Source organism: Nonomuraea glycinis (genome assembly GCF_014646515.1).
Lineage (GTDB): Bacteria > Actinomycetota > Actinomycetes > Streptosporangiales > Streptosporangiaceae > Nonomuraea > Nonomuraea glycinis.
Genome location: NZ_BMNK01000002.1, coordinates 275648 through 297527 on the forward strand (window position 1 = coordinate 275648; position 21880 = coordinate 297527).

The 21880-nt window shown below is 68.7% G+C and carries 17 protein-coding genes; 10 read left to right on the forward strand and 7 right to left on the reverse strand.

The genetic code is table 11. From position 1 onward, the window contains the following. Nucleotides 1–14 precede the first annotated feature (14 nt). Together IEY87_RS06480 and IEY87_RS06485 are read left to right on the forward strand one after the other, a co-directional pair. Nucleotides 15–1172: a thiopeptide maturation pyridine synthase gene (locus IEY87_RS06480; RefSeq protein ID WP_189137565.1), complete on the forward strand. Its 1158-nt coding sequence runs from the start codon at nt 15–17 to the stop codon at nt 1170–1172. 72 nt (nt 1173–1244) lie between these two features. Continuing rightward, complete coding sequence (locus tag IEY87_RS06485) at nt 1245–1505, forward strand: hypothetical protein (protein ID WP_189137566.1); 261 nt, start codon at nt 1245–1247, stop codon at nt 1503–1505. Between the two features lie 3 nt (nt 1506–1508). Here the strand turns inward: IEY87_RS06485 and IEY87_RS06490 are convergent, their stop codons facing one another. After that, nucleotides 1509–4253 (reverse strand): SpoIIE family protein phosphatase, encoded by a 2745-nt coding sequence (locus IEY87_RS06490; RefSeq protein WP_225277139.1) that lies wholly within the window; start codon nt 4251–4253, stop codon nt 1509–1511. A gap of 321 nt (nt 4254–4574) precedes the next feature. Further along, nucleotides 4575–5333: a hypothetical protein gene (locus IEY87_RS06495; RefSeq protein ID WP_189137568.1), complete on the reverse strand. Its 759-nt coding sequence runs from the start codon at nt 5331–5333 to the stop codon at nt 4575–4577. Between the two features lie 693 nt (nt 5334–6026). Here IEY87_RS06495 and IEY87_RS06500 point away from each other — a divergent pair. From IEY87_RS06500 to IEY87_RS06515, 4 genes are read left to right on the forward strand one after another with little or no spacing between them, the layout of a single operon-like run. Next, entirely contained in the window at nt 6027–9557 is a 3531-nt protein-coding gene (locus IEY87_RS06500; RefSeq protein WP_189137569.1) for a carbohydrate-binding protein, read from the forward strand. Next, nucleotides 9554–10477: a carbohydrate ABC transporter permease gene (locus IEY87_RS06505; protein ID WP_189137570.1), complete on the forward strand. Its 924-nt coding sequence runs from the start codon at nt 9554–9556 to the stop codon at nt 10475–10477. The genes IEY87_RS06500 and IEY87_RS06505 overlap by 4 nt, the downstream gene beginning before the upstream one ends. After that, nucleotides 10467–11291, forward strand: coding sequence for a carbohydrate ABC transporter permease (locus tag IEY87_RS06510; protein ID WP_189137571.1), 825 nt, complete (start codon nt 10467–10469; stop codon nt 11289–11291). Before IEY87_RS06505 ends, IEY87_RS06510 begins: the two co-directional genes overlap by 11 nt. 22 nt (nt 11292–11313) lie before the next feature. After that, a complete protein-coding gene (locus IEY87_RS06515) occupies nt 11314–12603 on the forward strand; it encodes an ABC transporter substrate-binding protein (protein WP_189137572.1) in 1290 nt (429 codons plus the stop codon). A gap of 4 nt (nt 12604–12607) precedes the next feature. Here the strand turns inward: IEY87_RS06515 and IEY87_RS06520 are convergent, their stop codons facing one another. The 3 genes from IEY87_RS06520 to IEY87_RS06530 form a co-directional block, all read right to left on the reverse strand. Further along, on the reverse strand, nt 12608–13702 hold the full coding sequence (locus tag IEY87_RS06520) for a LacI family DNA-binding transcriptional regulator (protein WP_189137573.1): 1095 nt from the start codon (nt 13700–13702) through the stop codon (nt 12608–12610). 12 nt (nt 13703–13714) lie between these two features. Beyond that, nucleotides 13715–14605: a PfkB family carbohydrate kinase gene (locus IEY87_RS06525; protein WP_189137574.1), complete on the reverse strand. Its 891-nt coding sequence runs from the start codon at nt 14603–14605 to the stop codon at nt 13715–13717. A 67-nt stretch (nt 14606–14672) separates the two neighbouring features. Continuing rightward, a complete protein-coding gene (locus IEY87_RS06530) occupies nt 14673–15674 on the reverse strand; it encodes an SIS domain-containing protein (RefSeq protein ID WP_189137575.1) in 1002 nt (333 codons plus the stop codon). 302 nt (nt 15675–15976) lie between these two features. Between IEY87_RS06530 and IEY87_RS06535 the strand changes: the two genes are divergently transcribed. Genes IEY87_RS06535 through IEY87_RS06550 form a run of 4 tightly spaced genes read left to right on the forward strand, consistent with a single transcriptional unit; the run spans nt 15977 to nt 19892 of the window. Beyond that, nucleotides 15977–17296, forward strand: a complete 1320-nt coding sequence (locus tag IEY87_RS06535; protein WP_189137576.1) for an ABC transporter substrate-binding protein — start codon at nt 15977–15979, stop codon at nt 17294–17296. Between the two features lie 10 nt (nt 17297–17306). Then, nucleotides 17307–18194, forward strand: coding sequence for a carbohydrate ABC transporter permease (locus IEY87_RS06540; RefSeq protein ID WP_189137577.1), 888 nt, complete (start codon nt 17307–17309; stop codon nt 18192–18194). After that, the gene (locus IEY87_RS06545; protein WP_189137578.1) at nt 18188–19024 is read left to right on the forward strand and encodes a carbohydrate ABC transporter permease; all 837 of its coding nucleotides are present in this window, start codon (nt 18188–18190) and stop codon (nt 19022–19024) included. Before IEY87_RS06540 ends, IEY87_RS06545 begins: the two co-directional genes overlap by 7 nt. Nucleotides 19025–19061: 37 nt before the next feature. Next, the gene (locus IEY87_RS06550; protein ID WP_225277138.1) at nt 19062–19892 is read left to right on the forward strand and encodes a sugar phosphate isomerase/epimerase family protein; all 831 of its coding nucleotides are present in this window, start codon (nt 19062–19064) and stop codon (nt 19890–19892) included. Between the two features lie 80 nt (nt 19893–19972). Here IEY87_RS06550 and IEY87_RS06555 read toward each other — a convergent pair whose 3' ends face one another. Together IEY87_RS06555 and IEY87_RS06560 are read right to left on the reverse strand one after the other, a co-directional pair. Beyond that, complete coding sequence (locus tag IEY87_RS06555; protein ID WP_189137580.1) at nt 19973–21181, reverse strand: sensor histidine kinase; 1209 nt, start codon at nt 21179–21181, stop codon at nt 19973–19975. Next, nucleotides 21178–21834, reverse strand: coding sequence for a response regulator transcription factor (locus tag IEY87_RS06560; RefSeq protein WP_189137581.1), 657 nt, complete (start codon nt 21832–21834; stop codon nt 21178–21180). The genes IEY87_RS06555 and IEY87_RS06560 overlap by 4 nt, the downstream gene beginning before the upstream one ends. Between the last annotated feature and the right edge of the window lie 46 nt (nt 21835–21880).

Genomic DNA, 21880 nt, shown 5'->3' on the forward strand with positions numbered 1-21880 from the left:
GAAGGCGATGGGAAATGACTCCTCGAACGACGCGGCTCTCCACGGATTCCGCGTGGCACAGCGCGCACGTCCACTACCACGAGAAGGACAAGTCCGGGCTGTTGATCGACGCCGTGGCACCCCTGCTCGACCGGGTGGCCGGGGTGACGGAGGCGGTCTTCGTCGTCCCGCACTGGCGGCAGGGGCCGCACCTCCGAATCAACATCCGTGCCCGCGACCACGACTGGTCCGAGGTGATCCGCCCGGCGATCGAGGAGACGATCGGGGCGTATCTGCGCGACCATCCGTCCACGACCCGGCTCGATGAGGGGTCGCTGCTCCCGCAGCACCGGCTCCTTGCCGAGATGGAGATGGAGTTAGGGCCGCTCACCCCGTGGTATCCCGACAACACGGTGCGCTTCGCGCCGTTCCAGTCCCGGCGGCATGCGGTGGGGGGTGACCAGAAGGTGGCGGATCTGATCACGGACTTCTCCGTCGAGAGCAACGGGCTCTATCTGGATATGTCGCGCCATATCAGGGAAGGGCGGGACCGTCTGGACCTGCTCATGCTGACCCTGACCTTCACCACCGCCCACGCGATGGGCGGGCTGCGGCGCAACGTCGGGTCCTTCCGCGCGCACTCCGAACGGTTCTTCGACGCGTGCGACCGGCCCGACATCTGGCGGTCGGCGTTCGGGGAGAAGTACCGGGACCATCGTGACCTGGTCGTGGACCGGATGCGCACCGTGGCCCGCACCCTGGACGGCGACGCTCCCGACGGCATCCCCGCCGAGCCTGTCCCGTTCGTCCGAGAGTGGGCCGAACTGGTCACCCGCCACGCCGAACGCGCCGACCCGATCATCGAGAGCAGCGTGCTGAGCGTGCTTCCCACCGCCGCCGCCGTTTCCGAGGGGCCACACCTCAGCGAATACCGCCGCCTGGCCCTGAGCAACGCCGAGTACATCAGAAGGGGATTCGGCAACCCCGTGTTCCAGCGCTATCGCGTGGTGCTGAACTACACGTACATGTTTCTGACCCGGATGGGCCTTCTGCCGCGCGAACGCTGCCTGCTGTGCTACCTGGCGGCCAACGCCATCGAGGACGTGTACGACGTGTCCGCGATCGAGTTCCTGCGCAAGTTCGTCGCCGAGCATCCGGTCCCCCGCGTCGAGTCCTCCCCGGAACAGCCGTGACCGAACCCGTACGGCGACCCTTGGTGAGCCGGTGCGCGGGGACGCGATGTACGGTGCTGGAGAGGAGGGCGTATGACGACGATCGGCGGATGCTACGTATGCAAGCGCACCTTCAGTTTCGTTCCGGATAGCGTCACGGTGGTCACGATCGACCCTGAGACCGGTCTGCCACCCGGCATGACGGTGCTGGGCACCTTCCGTGAGCCGACGCCGGAAGCGTTGGCCAGGGCGGTCGCCGAGCCCATCTGCCCGGACTGCGTGGGCAGGGCGACACAGCTCCTGGAATCGTCCGCGCCGCGGTTCGAGACCTGGCACAACCCCGACAAGGGCTGACGCTCACAGGTCGTCGGCGAAGAGGGACAAGGCCGTCGCCGGATCGGGCGGCTCAGCCTCGCCGTCGGTCAGCGGTTGCTCGGCCCAGATGACCTTGCCGCGGTGCGTGTGGCGGGTGCCCCAGCGCTCGGCGATGTGCGCGACCAGGAACAGTCCGCGCCCGCCCTCGTCGGTGGCGACCGCGCGGCGTGGGCGCGGGGAGCTCTCGCTCGCGTCGGACACCTCGCAGATCAGCGCCCGGTCCAGGATCATCCGCGCCCGGATGGGCTCGCTGCCATAGCGGATGGCGTTGGTCACCAGCTCGCTGAAGATCAGTTCGGCGTTGAAGGCGAGGTGCTCCAGGTTCCAGGCGGCGAGCCGCTTGGCGACCTCGCTGCGCATGTGGGAGACCACGGCGGGGTCGGACGCCAGGTCCCAGGAGGCGATGTGGTCCTGCGGCAGCGCCCGGGTGCGGGCGACCAGCAGGGTGACGTCGTCGGTGCGGTCGTCGCGCGGGACGGCGTCCAGTATGGCGGAGGCGGTCTGTTCGGCCGAGCCGCCGGCTTGGCCAAGGGCTCCGCGCACGCGCTCGGCTCTGGTCCGGGCGTCATACTCATGATCGTTGACGAGTAGTCCGTTGCTGTACAGGATGAGCCTGCTGCCCTCGGGCAGTTCCACCTCGGTTGTCTCGAAGGGGGAGCCGCCGAGGCCGAGCGGCTGCCCCGGGGGCACCTGCAGAAACTCCATCGCGCCGTCCGGGTAGATGACAGCGGGTGGCGGATGGCCGGCGCAGGCCAGGGCGCAGCGCTGGGAGGTGGGGTCGTAGACCGCGTACGCGCAGGTCGTCCCCGTGATGCCGACGTCCGGGGCGGCGAAATCCCCCAGCACGCTGTCACCCAGGTCGGTCTCCTCCTGACTGAGGCGGCGGACCAGCTCGTCCAGATGGGTCAGGATCTCCTCGGGCGGCATGTCGAGCGAGGCGAAGTTGTCGACGGCGGTGCGCAGACGGCCCATGCTGGCCGCACCGCGCAGGCCGCGGTCCGCGACGTCGCCCACGACCAGGGCGACACGGGCCCCCGACAGGCAGATGACGTCGAACCAGTCGTAGCCGGCCGCCCCCTGCGCAGGCAGGAAGCGGTGTGCCACTTCGAGCGCGCTCTGCTCAGGCAGGCTGCTGGGCATCATGCTGCGCTGCAGAGCCACGGCCATGGCCCGCTCCCGGATGAACCGGCGGGCGTTGTCCACGCATACCGCCGTGTGCCGGGCCATTTCCTCCGCGAGGGAGACGTCGTCGTCCTCGAAGGACGCGGAGCCTTCCAGGCGCACGAAGGTCGCCACGCCCAGGATGCGGCCATGGGAGAGCAGCGGGACGGCGATGAGCGAGTTGACTCCGTACCCGGATGCGGGAGCGGTGGTGCGCGGATCCGGCCACATCACGGCCTCCTGACCAAGGAGACAGTCCGCCTGCGGGGAGGTCGGGAGGTAGTGGACCGGCTTTCCCGCGTCGTGGAGAGGAAGATTCTCCCCTACGGCCCGGGACACGACGCGGCGCAGGCCCGTGGCCGGATCGCCGGGCTCCTCCCCGCGCAGGACGTTCTCATGCAGATCGATCGTGACATGGTCGGCGAGTCGCGGAACGGCCACTTCGGCGAGTTCTTCGGCTGTCACCCGCACGTCGAGCGTCTTGCCGATGATCGTCGCCGCCTCGTACAGGAGTCTGATGCGTCTGCGGGCCGCGATGGCGAGCTTGCCGACACCCGGCTCGCCGAACAGGATCAGCCACGGATCGGTGGGCGACTCCCTGGGCGGGTGGGCGGTCGCCGGCTTCGCCTGAGGGACGGGTCCGAGGTCGGGGATCTCGGCGGCGGGGGCTTCGGTGACGGGCTCCCACGGGCCGTCCTGGATCCGCACCTGCGCCACGACGCCGACCAACCCCGCGGGCTCGGTCGTGGGCACAGCCCGCAGCGTGGCGATGCGCGCACGGGAGAGAGGGACCTCGACGGCCGCCCGCTGCCCTAGCGCGATCAGCTCGGTGGCCTTCTCCTCCAGCAGGAAGCGGTCCGCACGCGGCAGATCGCGCAGGGAGGGGCGCGACCGCAGGGTGGGCAGGTCTTCGGCCCGCAGGTACGCCTCGAACAGGGCGTGCTCGCGCTCGCTGCTCTGCTCCAGGACCCGTCGTTCGATGCCCGCGGCCACTTGCTGCGCCAGGACGGCCATCGCCACGTCTTCGCGCTTGTTGGGGCAGACGACGCTGACGGCGCCGAGGGCGCGGCCGGTGAGCGGGTCCAGGATCGGCACACCGGTGCCGGTGAACGGCTGCACGCAGGTGGCGGGATGCTCAAAGGCCGCGACGCGGGTCAGTCGCCGCTCGGCCAGCGCGGTGCCGGTGCCGTTGGTGCCGATGGCGGATTCGGAGTAGTTCGTGCCGACTACCGCGCCTACTTTGTCGAAGAATTTCGTCATCTGGGGGTCGGCGAGGTAGCGCAGCACCAAGGTCGCCTGGCCGTCCACGAGGAGGACGGCCGCGTCCGCGTGGTCGACGATGGGCTGCACGCGGTCGAGGACCGGCCGGGCCATCCGGATCAGGAAGGAGTTCAGGTCCGGCTCCACCGGGTCCGGGAACCCGAGCTTGGCCGGTGGGGCGAGCTCCTGGCAGCGCCGCCAGGACCGCAGGATGACCGGACGCACGCTCTGGCGCACCGGCTCACCGTTCAGGAACCGCTCGAAGACCTCCTCGGCGGGCCCTTCCCCCACCCGGATGTGTGTCACCTGGGTACCCCCGACGCATCTCGACCGAAGCGCAGCGCAGTCCAATCTCGACATTACATGACAAAGAGTGATATTTCGCTGTCAGTGCCCGGTCGCGCGCCTGCTTCCACGGCGCGGCGCGACCGTCGGGAAAGATGGATCAGCCGGTTTGCGGTGGGATGGACGTGGGTAGGGCAACGGCCTCGTGCGGGGCCAGGAGAAGGGCAGGCGTCGGCCCCACATCAGACGGTGTGGGCTTCCCGAAGTCCCACCCGCGAACGAATGCGTGAAAGCCCATGAATTCCGGGATCCCACTCGGACCGGGAGCCATGGGCTGTCGCGTTATTTTTCGGAGATCAGGCGGCCCTTGAATTTCGGGTGCTTGGTTTCCCAATACCGCCAGCCCTCCACTCTGGCGGGCACGTTGGCGATTCCCCTGTCGATCTCCACGTGGCGGCATGTGCCGAGCACTCGCCAGGACGACCAGCCAATGCGGTAACCGAGAACGCGATACCACATATTGCCGTACATTCCCTTGCTGATCTCCTGTGTGTACTCGTGCCCGGTGAAGACCATGTGCCGCTCTTCGAGGTGGGGGAGACCCATTCTGCGGAAGCGGCGGATCAATGTACGAGTGTCAGTATGGGCGTCCTCGCGGGTTTCAGTATGGGTGTCACCAGCGGCGTCTGTGTTGGTGTCACTACGGGTGTCAGTATGGGTGTTGGTCCGCTGCTTCCCCCTTTCCCGCTGCCTTTCCTTCTCGGTCTCGATGAAGGCGAGCACCTCGTGTTCCCGCGTGACCGAAACCGTCATCGAGCCGCCGGGGCCGTCGATGAACCTGGTGCGGGGGACGAAGAAGTTCCGCGGCGAGATCCTGTTTACCTTGAAGAAGGCGTGCGGATTGCAGCGCCCGGCGAGGTCGTCGTCGTGCCTGTGGTGGTGCTTGTCGTGGTCGTCATCCGCACTCACCGGCGGGGACAGGACGGCGACCAGTGCCAACGAAAGGGTGCCGGCCATGGCGAGCATTCGCCTCGTCGTGTGACGCGCCTCGGACGGGGCGGGCGTGGCTGTGGCTGCTGTCCGGGGAATAGGCGTGAACATGTACCGTTCCTTTCGGATTGCGACTCCTGGTCGCGACTGACCCGCAGGCCGAATGCGGCTGTGTCCGCCCGCCGAGCGAGCCAACGTGACCGGTACGATGCTTACAGTTGTCGTGAGTCACGCCACAACGCCACGCCGTCCCGCAATTCCTGGTAAGAGGAAAGAGCGGGTGAAAAAATGTCACTACGGCTTCTCGTCCGTATTGTTCGCCAGGTTTAGTCATCACAAATGCGGCATATTGCGGTAAATCCGGGCGGCGTCGTACAAGGATGGCGATCGGACCGTAGCCGCTCAGAGGGTCGTGCCCTGCGGGAGCGCTGGCACGGGCGGTTCCCGGGTGGATTTATGTTGATCTATGTTGAGTCTTGCAAGGCCCGGCATTGCTGGATCGTGATCGTGGTAATTCGTATTAGTTCTTGACAACGCCTCAAGGTGGCGAGAACGTGTTTCCCTGGCTGAGCCGCCTGAAGACGGTCGGCCGATAACTCACCTGTTGAGTCGTGTTCCCCCGCGAGATCGTGGCGAGCCGGGTTCCGGCCGTCCTGGATGCCCGGCCTGAGCGTGCCGCGACCTCCGATCTGTTCAATTATGTTCCCTCTTGTGTGATCCGGTGGAGTGAACTAGTTTTGCGGGCCAGGCAAGCGCTTTCCGGAGGGAAGCCTGGTTCGGCCTTTCCAACCCCGAGGAGAGATCGTGTTGGATCCGTTGAATCGCCGCCGGTTCCTGGGTGTCACGGGCGCCGCGTTCGCCGGCGCGATCGTGCTCGACGGCGCCACCCTGCCGGCGCTCGCCGAGCGGGACACGGCACAGGGCGCGACCGTCAAGCGCAGCGGCGACATCTGGCGCCTGGAGAACGACGTGCTGCGCGTCAAGCTCAAGCAGAGTCGCTCCGGCATCGCGATCAGCAGTGTCTACAACAGGCAGGCAGCGCAGGAATACCAGGTCGCGCCCGGCGGCCGGCAGCTGTTCACGTACGAGTTCGACGGCAAGGACATGGTCGGCGCCGACAGCGGCTGGACGGTGCTGCAGCCGAGCACCGGCGACCTGTGGATGCACACGCCGCGCGGCCGGGTCAGGGTGGGCCGCGAGCTGCGCATCCCGCTGCGGCGCACCAGCCCGGTCGCGGTGACCGTGACAGCGGTGTTCGAGATCTACGACGGACGCTCGGGGTTGCGCTTCCACACGCTGGTACGCAACGACGCCACCGACCGGCGCACCACGATCACCAACTCGACCGTGCTGGCCCTGGCCTTCCCCGACCGGCCGCACACCCTGCACTACCCGCCGAACATGCGCTGGAAGAGCACCACGGGCGCGCTCGCGCCGCTGCCGGAGGACACCTCGTCCGCGGCCAAGCGCGCCGAGCTGCCCAAGAAGGTCATCAGCGTGTACGACGAGGGTCACGGGTGGAGCCTCAGCCCGGAGACCAACTGGAAGACCATGCGCGGCGACGGCGACCAAGCCGACTACATGCTGCCGCCGTTCGCCGCGCTCAACGCCTGGCACGAGGCCGACCACGTCAAAGTGGTCACGAACCCGGAGGCCCTGCGGCTGGTGCTGTTCGAGGGCGAGGAGTTCGAGTATCTGTCGGTGAACCTCACGGTCTTCCGCGGCGACGTGATCGACGCGAAGATGGCCGAGGAAGAGCACTTCCGCAGACGGTTCCGCTACAACAACGTCAGCACGCTCTTCAACACCAACGACTGGGACTACCGCGGTGGTCCGGGCAGCACCTTGCCCGACAACTACTACTACGACGTCATCATCCCCAAGGCGAAGCAGGCCGGCTTCGACATGGTGATGCTGGACGACCTGTGGAACACCACCCGCGACACCATCGTGCCGAGCGCCGCGATGCTGAAGTCGATCCGCAGCCTGGAGGAGTTCTCCGGCACGGTCACCGGCAACGGGATGCGGTTAGGTCTGTGGTTCAGCCTCAGCGGCGACGGCCACGGCAAGGGCCGGGACCTGGCCGACCCGGCCCAGATCGCGGAGAAGCGGGCGCAGATCGAGACGCTGATCACGCGGTATCGGATGTCGCACCAGATGGTCGACCTGACCGAGTGGTGGCAGAACGACACGGAGACGGCCTATTCGCACCCGAGCGACAACGTCTATCGCAAGAACGTGCTGAGCCGCCGCCTGCTCAACCAACTTGTCGAGAAATATCCGGACTTCTTGCCTAAGGTCACCAGCGAGCTGGACATCCACCCCACCCAGGGGGACCGGAACAACAGCTTGATGCACGTCGCGTACAACGGCTGGAACACCGCCAACGGCGGGATCACCGGCGAGGACCTGTCGTTGCGCACCGCCGTCACCGGCTTCGGTCACCTGCCGATGAACTCCACCTACATGAACGGCGGCCGGATCACCGGCCGGATGGAGGACTACTACTCCTACATCGCCGTCCGCAACGTGAAGTTCGGCCAGGACCCCGGCAAGCCCGGCACCTGGCCGGAGGCGGGCGCCGAGCTGATGACCCGCTTCAACCGCTGGCGCAAGCACCCGCGCGTGGCCGCGCTCACCGAGCAGCCGTTCCGCCCGGTCTACCTGGGCGCCGGCTGGGACGGCGAGCGGTGGAACTCCAGCACCGGGCCGTTCGTGTGGATGTGGACCGACGACGACCGCGACACCGCGCTCGTGATCGCCACCGGCAAGGGCGGCTACGCCGCCACCGTGGTGGCCGACCTGCGCTGGCTCGACGACGACGGCACCTACATGGTCGCCGACATCACCCTCGACGACGACGGCTCGCACACCTACGCCTATCGGGGCACGTACCAGGGTGAGCAGTTGAAGAGCTTCCCGATCGACCTGCGGGCGAACACCTCGCGGGGGAAGGCGTTCTGGATCAAACGCGCCGACGGCAAGAACTGCCAGGTGCTCTACGCCGACGAGAACGTGGCGTCGTACCGGGAGAACGGCTCGGCGAACCGGCTGCGGCTGGAGCTGACCGGCACGCCGGGCGCCGACGCGGTGGTCGTGGTCGTGGACCCCCGGCACGACCGGGGGCTGCCCAGGACGGTCAGGCTGGACGGCCACGGCCGCGCCTCGGTGAGCGTGCCCGCCGCCGACCTGCTGCCGCCGGTGGCGGTGCCGAGCGTGTTCGCCGAGCCGATCTACAACGAGGCGGAGTTCCTGCCCCGGACGTCCACCGCGACGCTGACCGAGATCGGCGAGCCGAACGCCGGCAACGCCGCGTGGATCCTGGCCGCCTTCACCGGCACCGGGCAGAGCGTCGAGTACACCGTGGACGTGCCCGCCGACGGGTTCTACCAGGTGGACGTGCGCTACAAGGAGAACGAGTCGCGCGGCAGCAGCAAGCTGTCGGTGGACGGCGCCGACCTCGGGCCGGAGTCGAACCACTTCCAGCCGCGCAACATGTACAAGGGCATCGAGTTCCGCGAGCGGCGGCACGGCAACGTGCGGCTGGCCAAGGGGGCGCACGCCTTCCGCTTCACCTCGACCGGGCGCACCGGCGGCAGTTACGCGGTCGGCGTCGACTACATCAAGCTCACCCCGGCCGCGACCCTGCCCCGGCTGGCCTTCGAGGCCGAGCAGGTGTGCACCGGCTCCCAGGGCGAGGTGGGCGCGACCGCCGATCCGGCGGCCGGTCCGGCGGTCGGCGGCGCCTGGCACGCGCTGCGCGCCCAGGCGGTGGGGGACTGGGTGGAGTACACCGTCCAGGTGCCCGCCGCCGGCCGGTACACGATCACGTCGCTGGTCAAGGCGCACAAGGACCGGGGGCGCGGCAGGCTGACGATCGGCGGCGCGGCGGTGGGCGAGGAGTTCGACCAGTATCTGCCGCCCGCCGACGGCGCCTACCACTATCGCGAGGCCGGGCACGGCGAGGCCGACCTGCCCGCCGGGGACGTGGTGCTGCGCTACACGGTGACCGGCAAGAACGCCGCCTCGGCCGCGTACACGCTGGCCACCGACCAGATCCTGCTCACCCCGGCGCCCGCGCTCACCCTGACCGGGAAGGACCGGCTCACGGTGGGCGAGAAGGCGACGTACCAGGTGGAGTTCGTGCAGTTCGCGGAGTATTACGCGGACGCGGCGTACGTGCTCTGGACCGTCGAGCAGGAGAGCGAGCCGGGCGTGCTCGTCGTCGGGCAGGACGGCCGGGTCGAGGCGGTCCGGCGGGGCACGGCGGTGGTGCGGGCGCGCAGCCAGATCGCCGAGCAGGCGACGGCCACGCTGACGGTGACGGTCGGATGAGCGCGATCAGTGAGCTGAGCACGCTCAGCAAGACCAGGGCCGAGCCGGCCCGGCGCGAGAACCTGGCCGCCTACCTCTTCCTCGCCCCCTGGCTGGTCGGCCTGGTGCTGATCACGGTCGGGCCGATGCTGGCCTCGCTCTACCTGGCCTTCACCGACTACAACCTGCTGGAGGCGCCGACCTGGATCGGGGTGGAGAACTTCACCCGGATGTTCGCGGACGAGCGGCTGCACAACTCGCTGCGGGTCACCTTCATCTACGTGCTGGTCTCGGTGCCGCTGCAACTGGCGCTCGCGCTGCTGCTGGCCGTGGTGCTGGACCGGGGCCTGCGCGGGATGGCGTTCTACCGCTCGGTGTTCTACCTGCCGTCGCTGCTCGGCTCCAGCGTCGCCATCGCCATCCTGTGGCGGCAGGTGTTCGGCGGCGAGGGCTTGATCAACCACGTGCTCGGCTGGCTCGGCGTCGCGGGCAGGAGCTGGATCGCCGACCCGGAGTCGGCCCTGTGGACGCTGGTCACGCTGAACGTGTGGACGTTCGGCGCGCCCATGGTGATCTTCCTGGCCGGGCTGCGGCAGATCCCGCGGATGTACTACGAGGCGGCGGCGGTGGACGGGGCGGGGCCGCTGCGCCGCTTCGCCAACATCACCATGCCGCTGCTCACCCCGATCATCTTCTTCAACCTGGTGCTGCAGATCATCCACGCCTTCCAGGCGTTCACCCAGGCGTTCGTGGTCTCGGGAGGGACCGGCGGGCCGTCGGACTCCACCATGTTCTACACGCTCTACCTGTACGAGCGCGGCTTCGGCAAGTTCGACATGGGTTACGCCTCGGCGATGGCGTGGGTGCTGCTGGTGATCATCGCGGTCTTCACCGCCGGGAACTTCGTCGCCTCCAAGTACTGGGTCCACTATGACGATTAGAACCGCGCTCAAGCACGTCGCTCTCGGGGCGACCATTCTGATCATGCTTTATCCGGTGATCTGGATGGTGGTCAGCTCGCTGCGGCCGGGCGACGAGATCTTCCGCGAGCCGGGCCTGCTGATCACCGACCTGGAGATCGAGAACTACACGCTCGGCTGGAACGCGCTGGGCCACCCCTTCAGCCACTATCTGATGAACTCGGCACTGGTCGTGCTCGGCGCGATCGTCGGCAACCTGGTGTCCTGTTCGATGGCGGCCTACGCGTTCGCACGGTTGGAGTTCATCGGTAAGAAGTTTTGGTTCGCCATCATGCTGATGACGATCATGTTGCCGATTCACGTCCTGATCGTGCCGCAGTATGTGATGTTCTCCGAGGTCGGCTGGGTCAACACGTTCCTGCCGCTGGTGGTGCCGAAGCTGCTGGCCACCGACGCGTTCTTCGTCTTCCTCATGGTGCAGTTCATCCGCGGCATCCCGCGCGAGCTGGACGAGGCGGCGCGGATCGACGGCTGCGGGCGGGCCAGGATCTTCCTGCGGGTGATCCTGCCGCTGATGGTCCCGGCCCTTGCCACCACGGCGATCTTCACCTTTATCTGGACATGGAACGACTTCTTCAGTCAGCTCATCTATCTCACTGACCCGGAGATGTACACGGTGCCCATCGCCCTGCGGTCCTTCGTGGACGCGACGTCGAGCACCTCGTGGGGGTCGCTGTTCGCCATGTCGGTGGTGTCACTCGCCCCCGTCTTCCTCGCCTTCCTCGTCGGCCAGCGATTCCTGATCAAGGGCATCGCCACGACCGGCGGCAAGTAGCTCCAAGAAAGGACGTGCTCAGATGCGGTCAGGAACCCTAGCCCGGCTCGCGGTGGCCGGACTGCTTCTCGCGGCCACCGCCGCGTGCGGCGGATCAGGCGGCGACGCCGCCGACGGCAAGGTCGAGCTCCGCTTCACCTGGTGGGGGTCGGACATCCGGCACCAGGCGACGCAGAAGGCGATCGAGGCCTTCCAGAAGGCCAACCCGAACATCGTCGTCAAGGGCGAGTACGGCGAGTGGAACGGCTACTGGGACAAGCTGGCCACCACCGTCGCGGCCAACGACGCCCCGGACATCATCCAGATGGACGAGCGCTACCTGCGTGAGTACGCCGACCGAGGCGCCCTGCTGGACCTGAAGACCCAGAAGGACCTGCAGACGGCGGACTTCGAGCCGGCCTCCCTGGGCGCGGGCGATGTCGACGGCAAGCTGTACGGCCTGAACGCGGGCGTCAACGCCTACTCGATCCTGGCCAACCCCTCCCTGTTCGAGGCCGCGGGCGTGAAGATGCCCGACGACACCAAGTGGACGTGGGAGGAGTACGCCAAGATCGCCGCGCAGATCACCGAGAAGTCGTCCGGCGGCGTGTTCGGCTCCCAGGCGTACGGCAACGACGAGGCCGGCCTGTCGGTGTGGGCCAGGCAGCATGGCGAGGCCCTCTACACCCCCGACGGCAAGCTCGGCGTGACCGCCCCCACCGTCACCTCGTGGTACCAGCAGCTGCTTGACCTGCAGAAGGCCAAGGCGCTGCCGAGCGCCGACGCGACCACGCAGGACATGATCGCGCCGCTCGACCAGTCGATGCTGGCCACCAACAAGGTCGCCATGGGCTACTGGTGGAGCAACCAGCTCAACGCGGTCAGCAAGGCCAGTGGCAAGGAGATGAAGCTGCTCCGCCTGCCGAGCGTGACCGGCAAGTCGACGGAGAACGGCAACTACTACAAGGGGTCGATGTTCTGGTCGGTGTCCTCGCGCAGCGAGCACCCGGCGGAGGCGGCGAAGTTCGTCAACTTCCTCGCCAACACCACCGAGGCCGGCGACATCATCCTGTCCGACCGCGGCGTGCAGCCCAACCTCAAGGTCCGGGCCGCGATCACCGACAAGCTGCCGCCCGCGGAGCAGGCCGCGCAGGCCTACATCGAGGACATCGCCGACGAGCTCGGCACGGTGCCGACCGCCCCGCCGCCCGGTGGCGGTGGCGCGCAGAAGATCCTGCAGCGCTACACGCAGGACGTGCTGTTCGAGCGGCAGACCCCGGCGCAGGCCGCCGAGGGCTTCCTCAAGGAGCTCGGCTCGGAGATCGCCGGCTAGCAGCTCAGGAGGCGGGCGGCGCGGAGACCGAGGCGCGCACGATGAGCCGCGAGCGCAGGGTGTGCGTCTCGCGGCCGGGCTCCGCGCCCTCCAGCGTGTCGAGGAGCACCTGCGCCGCCTTCGCGCCGAGCTCGTGCACGGGCTGGGCGATCATGGTCAGGGGCGGCTCCATGACCGCCGCCCACGCGCTGTCGTCGAACCCGATGAGCGCGATGTCACGCGGGTAGGACAGGCCCGCCGCCCGAAGGGCCCGCAGGGCTCCCGTCACCGCGTCGGTCTCGGTGCAGAACACCGCGGTGATCCGGTCGGGGATGGCGAGCATGCGGGCCACCTCCGCGGTGGCCCGCTCCTCGGTCTTGCGGCCGGCCATCACCAGCTCGGGGTCGAAGGGGATGCGCGCGTCGTCGAGCGCGTCGAGGTAGCCGCGCAGCCGCTCCCCGTCCGTCCACAGGTTGCGGGAGGCCTGCGCCAGCAGCTCGCGCCGGGTCGCGGGCGGCTTGGCCACCGGCGGCCCCCAGACGAACCCGATGCGCCGGTGACCGGCCGTGATGAGCATCTCCACCGCCTCGCGGGCGGCGTCCCGGTTGTCGATCACCACCGTGTCGAGGTCAAGCGCGGCCACCGCGCGGTCGACGAGCACCACGGGCACCCGGTCCATCGCCGCCTTGATGTGCGCGACCTCGCCCCGCCCGACGGCGGCCGAGGCGATGATGACGCCGTCGACGCGCTTGTCGATGAGCACGTTGGTGGCGGCGATCTCCTCTTCGAGGTTCTCGTACGTGCTCAGCACGATCGTGTCGAAGCCCCGGGCCCGGGAGGTGTCGCAGATGCCCCGTACGACACCGGCGAAGAAGGGGTTGCCGATGTCGGCGACGATCACTCCGAGCGTGTGGCTCACTCCGGTGGACATGCTGCGGGCCAGCGCGTTCGCCCGGTAGCCGAGCTTCTCGGCGGCTGAGAGCACCCGCTCGCGCAGCTCGGGACTGACGTAGCCGTAACCACCGAGGGTGCGGGCCGCGGTGGCGCGCCCGACGCCGGCCTCGGCGGCCACTTCGGAGATCGTCGGCGGCCCCGGCGCCTGACTCCGGTCAGCTGGCATGGATGGCGTCCCTCAATTCTCACGTTCGGAGGCTGGCCACATGCTAGCCATGACAGGCCGCCCGTGGCCGAACGCGCCTTCGACGAGGCACTGCTCGTAGGCCGCCGCCGCGCCGTCGCGCAAGGCCCGCTCGATCAGGTGCCGCGCCGGAGCGCCGCCCCTGGTCCAGCCACCGCGTAGCAGCGAGACGGCGAACCCGGCGAGGAAGGCGTCGCCGCAGCCCATCGTGTCGACGGGGTCGCGCACCTGGCGGGCCGCGGCGCCGACCGTGACGCGGCCGTCGTGGGCGATCGCGCCGTGCACGCCGCGGGTGGCCAGCGCGAGCCGCGCGCCGCGCCGTACGACGTCGGCCAGCAGGGTGCGGGTGTCCGCCTCGGTGAGATGGGAGCAGGACATCAGCACCAGGTCGGCGTGCGGGCAGACGCGGTCGAGGTAGGAGGAGGTGCGGAACTCCTCCTCGCTGGACAGGTCGAAGCTCACCAGCGGGCCGAGCCCGGCCAGCCGCGGCAGCTCGCTCTCGCTGCGGGAGTAGACGCTGGAGTGCACCAGGTCGAAGGACGACACGTAGGCGAGCAACTCGCCGTCGAGCGCGAGCGGCTCGCGTACCGTGACACCGCCGCCGTTCCAGCCCAGGAAGACGCGGTCGCCGTCGTCGACGCGCAGGTGCGAGACGCCGCTCTCGCCGGGCCGCACGACGCACCGGCCGACGGCGACGCCCTGGGCGGCGATGGACTCGCGCAGGAAGCCGCCCAGGTCGTCGTCGCCGAAGACGCCGAGGTAGGCGGCTTCGAGGCCGAGGCGGCGCGCGTAGACGGCCACGTTCACGCTGTTGCCACCCGGATAGTCGACGGCGCGGTCGACGAACCGGTCGACGATGTTGTCGCCGAAGCCGAGGACTCTCATCACGATCTCCTGCGCAGATGGGGAGCCCGCCCGGGGCGGTCCTCCGGGCGGGGGCGGGGGCGATGGGTCAGTAGTCCATGACGCGGTAGTAGCGGCGCAGGTCGAGCGAGTGGTCGCGGACCCTCTCCAGGTGCTTGCTGACGCGGCTCATCACCACGTCGAGCACGAGCGGGGCGAGCAGGCCGCGGAAGCGCGGGCTGATCCCTTCGAGGGGATAGTCGCGCGTGTCGAAGACGGTGACGTCCTTGGAGACGCGGCGGGCGAAGGACTCCGCGCGGTCGGTGAGGGGACGGGTCTCGTCCTCACCCTGGAAGATGATCACGCTGGTGTCCTCTTGGAGCAGCTCCAGTGAGCCGTGGAAGAACTCGGCGCTGTGCACCCTGGTGGTGCGCAGCCACTGCATCTCCTCGAGGATGCACATCGAGTAGAGGTAGGTGAACCCCCACAGGTTCCCGCCGCCGATGAGGAAGTGGTAGTCGGTGTCCCGGTGCGCTTCTGCGAAGGCGGCGGCCACCGGCTCGGCCTGCCCGGCCACCTCGACGAGGATGCGGGGGAGGTCCGTGAGCTCGGCGGCGAACTCCTCGTAGCCGTCCCACTCGCCCCTGCGTGACAGCAGCCTGCCCATGAACAGCAGCAGTTGCGTGTCGAACGGCCAGGTCTTCGGCTCGGAGACGAGTGCGACGTCGACCTTCTGGGCGATCGGCGAGTCGGGGTAGCCGGTGAAGCCGATCGTGTAGGCGCCCTTGGACCTGCAGAACTCGATGGCCCGGATGCTGTCGTCGGTCGTGCCCGAGACGGAGGTGAAGACCACCACGGTGCGCTCCCCGAGGGACGCGTCACCCGACGCGATCAGCTCCGCCGCGATGGCGGCCCGCACGGCGAGGGTCGAGTCGCGCCGGGCGAGGTGCTCGTACGGCCACATCTGGGCGTAAGTGCCGCCGGCGCCCACCAGCAGGAGGTTGTCGAAGCCCTCGCCCACGAGTCGATCGACGAGTTCCTCGATCTGCGGGCGCAGGGCCACCGCGCTGGCCATCTGCTTGAGGAATTCCGGCTCGTTGAATCCGAGCATGTCCGCGTCCTTTCACCGAATGCTTGCGGCCGGTGCCGCTTCCGCGACCTGATACCGGTATCACGCGGAGGTCACGCTGGCACAGCCAGCAGGCCCGCGTCAACACGGCACCTCTTTCTAACGGCTCTGAGCTGCAAGATTGCCGATCCGGTGAAGGGTCAAGAAAATAAGATCTTGACCATGGGGGTGGTACCGGTATCAGAACATCTGTACAGTCGGCCCACACCAGAGACACCCCTACGGCGGATCTGAGGTGCCACAGCACCGGCGGTCCCCTTTCCTCTGTGAGAAAGGAAGCCCCCATGCGCTCTCGCGCACTGACGACGTTCGCGGCACTCGCCGGGACCTCGGTGCTCGCCCTGGCCGGCTGCGGCGGCGGGACGGCGTCGGCCCCGGCGGCCGACATCGCGGCCCAGCCCGAGTTCTCCGGAACGCTGAGCATCCTCACCAAGTTCGCGGGCGAGCCCCTCGACCCCTACTTCGAGAACCTGGCCGCCGAATACCGGAAGGCGCACCCCGAGGTGCGGATCGAGCTCATCCAGGAGACCGACCAGAGCATCAAGGACAAGCTCAAGACCCTGACCGCCTCGAACGCCCTGCCCGACATCTACTTCACCTGGACCGGCAACTGGGCGGAGAACTACGTCCGCGGCGGACGCGCGGCCGACCTCAGCAAGGTGATCGGCCCGGACACCGAGTGGGGCCGCACCTTCGGCAAGGCATCGCTCGACGCCTTCTCCTTCGACGGCAAGTACTACGGGATCCCGCTCTACAACAACGGCAAGTTCATGGGCTACAACAAGGCCGCGTTCGCCAAGGCCGGCGTCAAGGTGCCCGCCACCTTCGACGAGCTCGTCCGCAGCTGCCCCACCCTGCGCGAGGCGGGCTACGAGCCCATCGCCTTCGGCAACAAGGACGGCTGGCCCGCCCTGCACTACCTGCAGCAGCTCTTCGCCTACAACGTGCCTGCCACGACCTTGCGGGCCGACTTCGACCCCGCGACCGCCAAGCTCGACGACCCCGGATACCTCACCGCGCTCAAGCAGTTCAAGACCGTGGTCACCGAGTGCACCGACACGGGCACCGGCACCAACGGAGTCCTCTACACCTCGGCGCAGGAGGCGTTCTCGAGCGGCAAGGCGGCCATGTACTACCAGGAGATCCTGGAGTTCGACAACGCCACCGCGGGCAAGGGGCTCACTCCCGAGAACTTCGGCATCTTCCCGCTGCCCGTCCCCGCAGCCGCCGCCGGCGACCCCAAGGCGCTCGAAGGATCGCCCGAGGGCTACCTGGTCAACGCCAAGTCGCCGCGGGCCGCGCTCGCCATCGACTTCATGAAGTTCGCCACGAACGCCGAGAACGCCAAGACGCTCTCCGCGCCCCCGTACGGCCAGCCCAGCACGGTCGTCGGCGCCGTCACGCCCGAGACCTCCAGCAAGGCCGTGTACGAGGGCATCGAGCTCGTCAACAAGGCCTCCAACCTGGCCATCTGGCTCGACACCGTGACAGTGCCCGAAGTCGCCGACGCGTGGCTGGCCGGCGGCGAGGCCCTCATCACCGGTGGCATGACGCCCGAGAAGGTGCTCGAAAGCGTGCGCCGGGCGTCCGCGTCGGCCAAGTAGGAGGCGAGCCGTGCGCGCCATCGTCGCGAGATCGCTCGGGCTCGCGTGGGTCGTTCCCGCCCTCGCGCTCGTCGGGGTGTTCGTCTACCTGCCGCTCGTGCAGAACTTCGGGTTCAGCACCCTCGAATGGGACATCTACAGCGGCAGCCAGGAGTACATCGGGTTCGACAACTACGCCAAGCTCCTCGACGACCCGGTCTTCTGGTCGTCCCTCGGCAACAACCTGCTGTACGCGGTGATCTCGATCGCCTTCCAAGTGTTCGGCGCGCTCCTGCTCGCCGCGCTGATCGAGAGCATCCGTGGCGAAGGGTGGCGGCGCAGCCTCCGGGTGATCTACTTCATCCCCTCGGCGATCTCGCTGACCGTCGCGGGACTGCTGTTCTACTTCCTGTACGAGCCCAACCTCGGCCCGATCAACCACCTGCTCGAAGCGGCGGGGCTCGGCCAGTTCGCGGCGGCATGGCTCGGCCAGGAGGGCACCGCGATGCCGGCGATCATCGCGATGAGCCAGTGGCAGGGCTTCGGCTACTCGACGCTGCTGTTCGCCGTCGCGATCCAGCGCATCCCTTCGGAGATCTACGGGGCGGCGGCCATCGACGGCGTCGGGCCGGTCGGCCGGTTCGTGCACGTGACGGTCCCCCTGGTGAGGGAGATGACCGGGCTGATGGCGATCGTCACGGTCTCGGGCTCTTTCCAGGTGTTCAACGAGGTCATGGTGATGACCGGCGGCGGGCCCAACAACTCCACGCAGGTGCTGGGGACATGGCTGTACCGCAGCGGGTTCGTCCGCAACGACTTCGGTTACGCCGCCGCGATCGCGACGGTGCTGTTCGTGATCACGCTCGGCGTCGCCATGGCGCAGCTGTGGGTCACCCGCAGGAGAAGGGTGGAATGGTGAGTCGCCTGAGCTTCATGGGCGTGATCGCGCGCGTGTTCATGTGGGCCTTCCTCCTCGGGCTCGTGGTGGTCGTCGTCTATCCACTGCTGTGGATGGTGCTCAACGGGTTCAAGACCAACGCCGAGCTCTTCAGCGACCCCTTCGCACTGCCGGTCGACTGGAGTTTCGACAACTATCGGAAGGCGTGGAACCGGGGAGTCGGCGACTACCTCACCACCAGTGTGCTCGTCACGGCGACCTCCACCGTGGCCACCGTGTTCGTCAGCGCCTGGGCCGCCTACGGCCTCACCAGGGTGGACATTCCGCTCAACAAGGCGATCACGGCGCTGATCCTCGGCGGGCTCATGCTGGCGCCCACCGTCGCGCTCGTGCCGCTGGTGAAGATGTTCCAGGCCATGGGGCTGTACAACAGCTTCTGGGCGCTGCTCATCCTCTATACGGCGTTCCGGATCCCGTTCACCACCTTCCTCATCCGCGCCTACATGATCGACCTGCCGCGCGAGGTGGACGAGGCCGCGGAGGTGGACGGGGCCGGCCGCTGGACGGCGTTCTGGCGGATCATCCTGCCGATGTGCAAGCCGATCATCACCTCGACGGTGCTGCTGCAGATCCTCTTCACCTGGAACGAGTACCTCTTCGCGATGGTGTTCACCAGCGGCAGCGGGGTGCAGACGCTTCCGGTCGGCCTGACGAGCCTGATGAGCAAGCACGGCACCGAGTTCCCGGTCGTCTTCGCCGGGATGGTGATCGCGGCCGTGCCGGTGGTGCTGCTGTTCGTCTTCGGCCAGCGCTATATCGTCAAGGGCCTCGCTGATGGAATCGGCAAATGAGCACCGCCGACGGAATCGGCGGATGACAGGAGTTCTCATGGACCTTCAGCGGATCACCGCCGCCAACTTCGCCTACCAGCACCTTCCGTTCGAGCGCTTCCTCGACGACGCGGCCGGCCTGGGCCGGGAACACGTGGAGCTGTGGGGCATCGCGCCGCACTTCCACATCCCGCAGGTGAGCGACGCCGAGGCGCGGGCCGTCCGCCGCCGGATGGAGTCACGCGGCCTCCGGGTGCGCTGTCTCACCCCCGAGCAGGTGATGTATCCGGTGAACGTGGCCTCGCCCGTCACCTGGCTGCGCGCGGGCAGCATCGCCATGTTCCGGCGCGCGGCCGAGCTCTGCGCGGAACTGGGGGCGGAGCTGCTCCTGCTGACCCCGGGCCGCGGGTTCGAGTGCGAGCCGGTGGAGGCGGCCTGGCGCCGCTCGGTGGACGCCGTCGGCGAGATCGCCGGCTACGCGGACACCCTCGGCGTCACCTGCGTGCTCGAACCGCTGCAGCGCGTGGAGTCCAATCTGGTGAACGACTCCCGTACGCTCGCGACGATGATCGACGAGGTGGGCGTGGCGAACCTGGGCGCCGTGCTCGACACCGTGGGCATGGCCGTGGCGGGCGAGGGCGTGGACGACTACTTCGACGCGCTCGGCGACCGCGTCCGCCACGTGCATCTGATCGACGGCCGTCCCGCCGGGCACCTGGCCTGGGGCGACGGCGAGCTGCCGTTGGCCGGCTACCTTGCCGCGCTGGACCGCAGGGGATACGCCGGTCACCTGACCTTCGAGCTCTTCGGCGACGGCCACTACGCTCTGGACCCCCGCGCGGCGGTGGAGCGCTGCCTGGCGGCGGTGCGGGCGGCACTCCCGGCCTGAGGTCGTACGCCGGTCATCCGGAGGAACAGCGCACCGTCGCCGGGCCGGTGCAACGCTCCCAGCCGGCCGCGTGACACCCGTCATGGATCGGAGCGGGTCCAGGGCGTGGCGTGGGGCAGGTAGGCCGTCACCTCCAGGCCGCCGTCGTCGCGCGGGCGGGCGACCACGTCGCCGCCGTGCGCCTGCGCCACCGAGCGGACGATGGACAGCCCCAGCCCCGCGCTCCTGCCGGTCACCAGCCGGTCGGCGTTGAGCCGGCGGAACGGCTTGAACAACTCAGGGACGTCGTACGGCGGGATGGCGGGGCCGGTGTTGGCGACGGTGACCATGACCTGCCCGCCCGCGGTCCCGCAGGTGACGCGCACCCAGCCGGTGCCGTCGCCGAGGTTGTGCCGGATGCCGTTCTCGACCAGGTTCAGCACCAGCCGTTCGAGCAGCATCGCGTCGCCGGTGGTGGGGGCGGGGAACGCCTCCTCCCGTACGGTGACCTTCTCCGCCTCGGCCTCCGGCGCGACCTGCGAGACGACATGGGAGACCACGTCGGCCAGGTCCACCGGCGACCGGTCGGCGATCTCGTGCTCGGCGCGGGCCAGGAGCAGCAGGCCGGAGATGAGCCGCTCGTGCCTGGCGTTGATCTCCAGCAGGCTCTCGCCGAGCTCTTTCACGTCCGGGGAGGCCGTACGCCGGTGCATGGCCAGCTCGACCAGCGCCCGGTTGAGCGTCAGCGGCGTGCGCAGTTCGTGCGAGGCGTTGGCGACGAATCTGCGCTGCCCGTCGAAGGAGTGGTCGAGCCGCTCGACCATGGTGTCGAAGGTGTCCGCCAGCTCCTTGACCTCGTCCCGCCGCCCGGCCAGCGCGATCCGCTCGTGCAGGCCGCGCTCGGCCATCGGCGCGGCGGCGATCCGCCGGGCCGTGGCGGTCACCTTGTGCAGGGGGGCGAGCACCCGGCCGGAGATGATCCAGCCCAGGCCGATCGCCGCGCCGCCGACCACGACCACCGCGACCGCCCCCTGGGCGAGCAGCGAGGTGGCCGCCGCCGCGCGCAGATCCAGCTGCTGCTCCTCCAGCAGCCGCTGCTGGTCCTCCATCAGCTGCTGCGCCTGGCCGAGGGTGAGCACGTTGCCCTGGGTGTGCAGCTTGAAGACCTGTTTGGGGCCGTACTTGTCGTCGAAGAGCCGGGAGAGCTCCTGGTTGAAGAGCAGGTAGGAGACGCCGATGAGCACCAGTCCCGCGACGAGGAACAGGGCGCCGTAGAGCAGGGTGAGCCGGGCCCGCAGGGTGACGTTCATGGGATGCGGTACCCCGACCCCGGCACGGTCAGCACGACCGGCGGATCGCCCAGCTTGCGGCGCAGTTTGAGCACGGTGAGCCGGACCACGCCGGTGAAGGGGTCGGCGTTCTCGTCCCACGCCTTCTCCAGCAGTTGCTCGGTGGAGACCACGGCCCCCTCCGCCCGCATCAGCTCGGCCAGCACGGCGAACTCCTTCTTCGACAGCGGGACGTACCGCTCTGCGCGGAAGACCTCGCGGCGGGCCGGGTCGAGCGTGAGCCCGGCGCGCCGCAACACCGGCGGCGCGGCCGGCCGGCAGCGGCGGCCCAGGGCGTGCACGCGGGCGGCGAGCTCGGCGAAGGCGAACGGCTTGGCGAGGTAGTCGTCGGCGCCCAGCGACAGCCCGGTCACCCGGTCGCCGATCTCCCCGGCCGCGGTGAGCATCAGCACCCGCGCGGTGGACTCCGACGCCACCAGCTCCCGGCAGACGTCGTCGCCGTGCACGATCGGCAGGTCGCGGTCCAGGATGACCACGTCGTAGTCGTTGACCGAGAGCCGTTCCAGTGCCGCTCCGCCGTCGTTCGCGGTGTCCACCGCGTGCGTCTCCTCGCGCAGCCACTCGGCTATCGCGTCGGCGAGCACCGGCTCGTCCTCGACCACCAGAACCCGCATTCCCCCGCCCTTCCTTGATCTAGGGCCGATGGTGGCGTACGTCCTG

Coding starts and splice junctions, on each gene's coding strand:
- IEY87_RS06480 (WP_189137565.1), top strand. CDS start 15: ATGACTCCTCGAACGACGCGGCTCTCCACGGATTCCGCGTGGCACAGC.
- IEY87_RS06485 (WP_189137566.1), top strand. CDS start 1,245: ATGACGACGATCGGCGGATGCTACGTATGCAAGCGCACCTTCAGTTTC.
- IEY87_RS06495 (WP_189137568.1), bottom strand. CDS start 5,333: ATGTTCACGCCTATTCCCCGGACAGCAGCCACAGCCACGCCCGCCCCG.
- IEY87_RS06505 (WP_189137570.1), top strand. CDS start 9,554: ATGAGCGCGATCAGTGAGCTGAGCACGCTCAGCAAGACCAGGGCCGAG.
- IEY87_RS06510 (WP_189137571.1), top strand. CDS start 10,467: ATGACGATTAGAACCGCGCTCAAGCACGTCGCTCTCGGGGCGACCATT.
- IEY87_RS06515 (WP_189137572.1), top strand. CDS start 11,314: ATGCGGTCAGGAACCCTAGCCCGGCTCGCGGTGGCCGGACTGCTTCTC.
- IEY87_RS06520 (WP_189137573.1), bottom strand. CDS start 13,702: ATGCCAGCTGACCGGAGTCAGGCGCCGGGGCCGCCGACGATCTCCGAA.
- IEY87_RS06525 (WP_189137574.1), bottom strand. CDS start 14,605: ATGAGAGTCCTCGGCTTCGGCGACAACATCGTCGACCGGTTCGTCGAC.
- IEY87_RS06530 (WP_189137575.1), bottom strand. CDS start 15,674: ATGCTCGGATTCAACGAGCCGGAATTCCTCAAGCAGATGGCCAGCGCG.
- IEY87_RS06535 (WP_189137576.1), top strand. CDS start 15,977: ATGCGCTCTCGCGCACTGACGACGTTCGCGGCACTCGCCGGGACCTCG.
- IEY87_RS06545 (WP_189137578.1), top strand. CDS start 18,188: ATGGTGAGTCGCCTGAGCTTCATGGGCGTGATCGCGCGCGTGTTCATG.
- IEY87_RS06550 (WP_225277138.1), top strand. CDS start 19,062: ATGGACCTTCAGCGGATCACCGCCGCCAACTTCGCCTACCAGCACCTT.
- IEY87_RS06555 (WP_189137580.1), bottom strand. CDS start 21,181: ATGAACGTCACCCTGCGGGCCCGGCTCACCCTGCTCTACGGCGCCCTG.
- IEY87_RS06560 (WP_189137581.1), bottom strand. CDS start 21,834: ATGCGGGTTCTGGTGGTCGAGGACGAGCCGGTGCTCGCCGACGCGATA.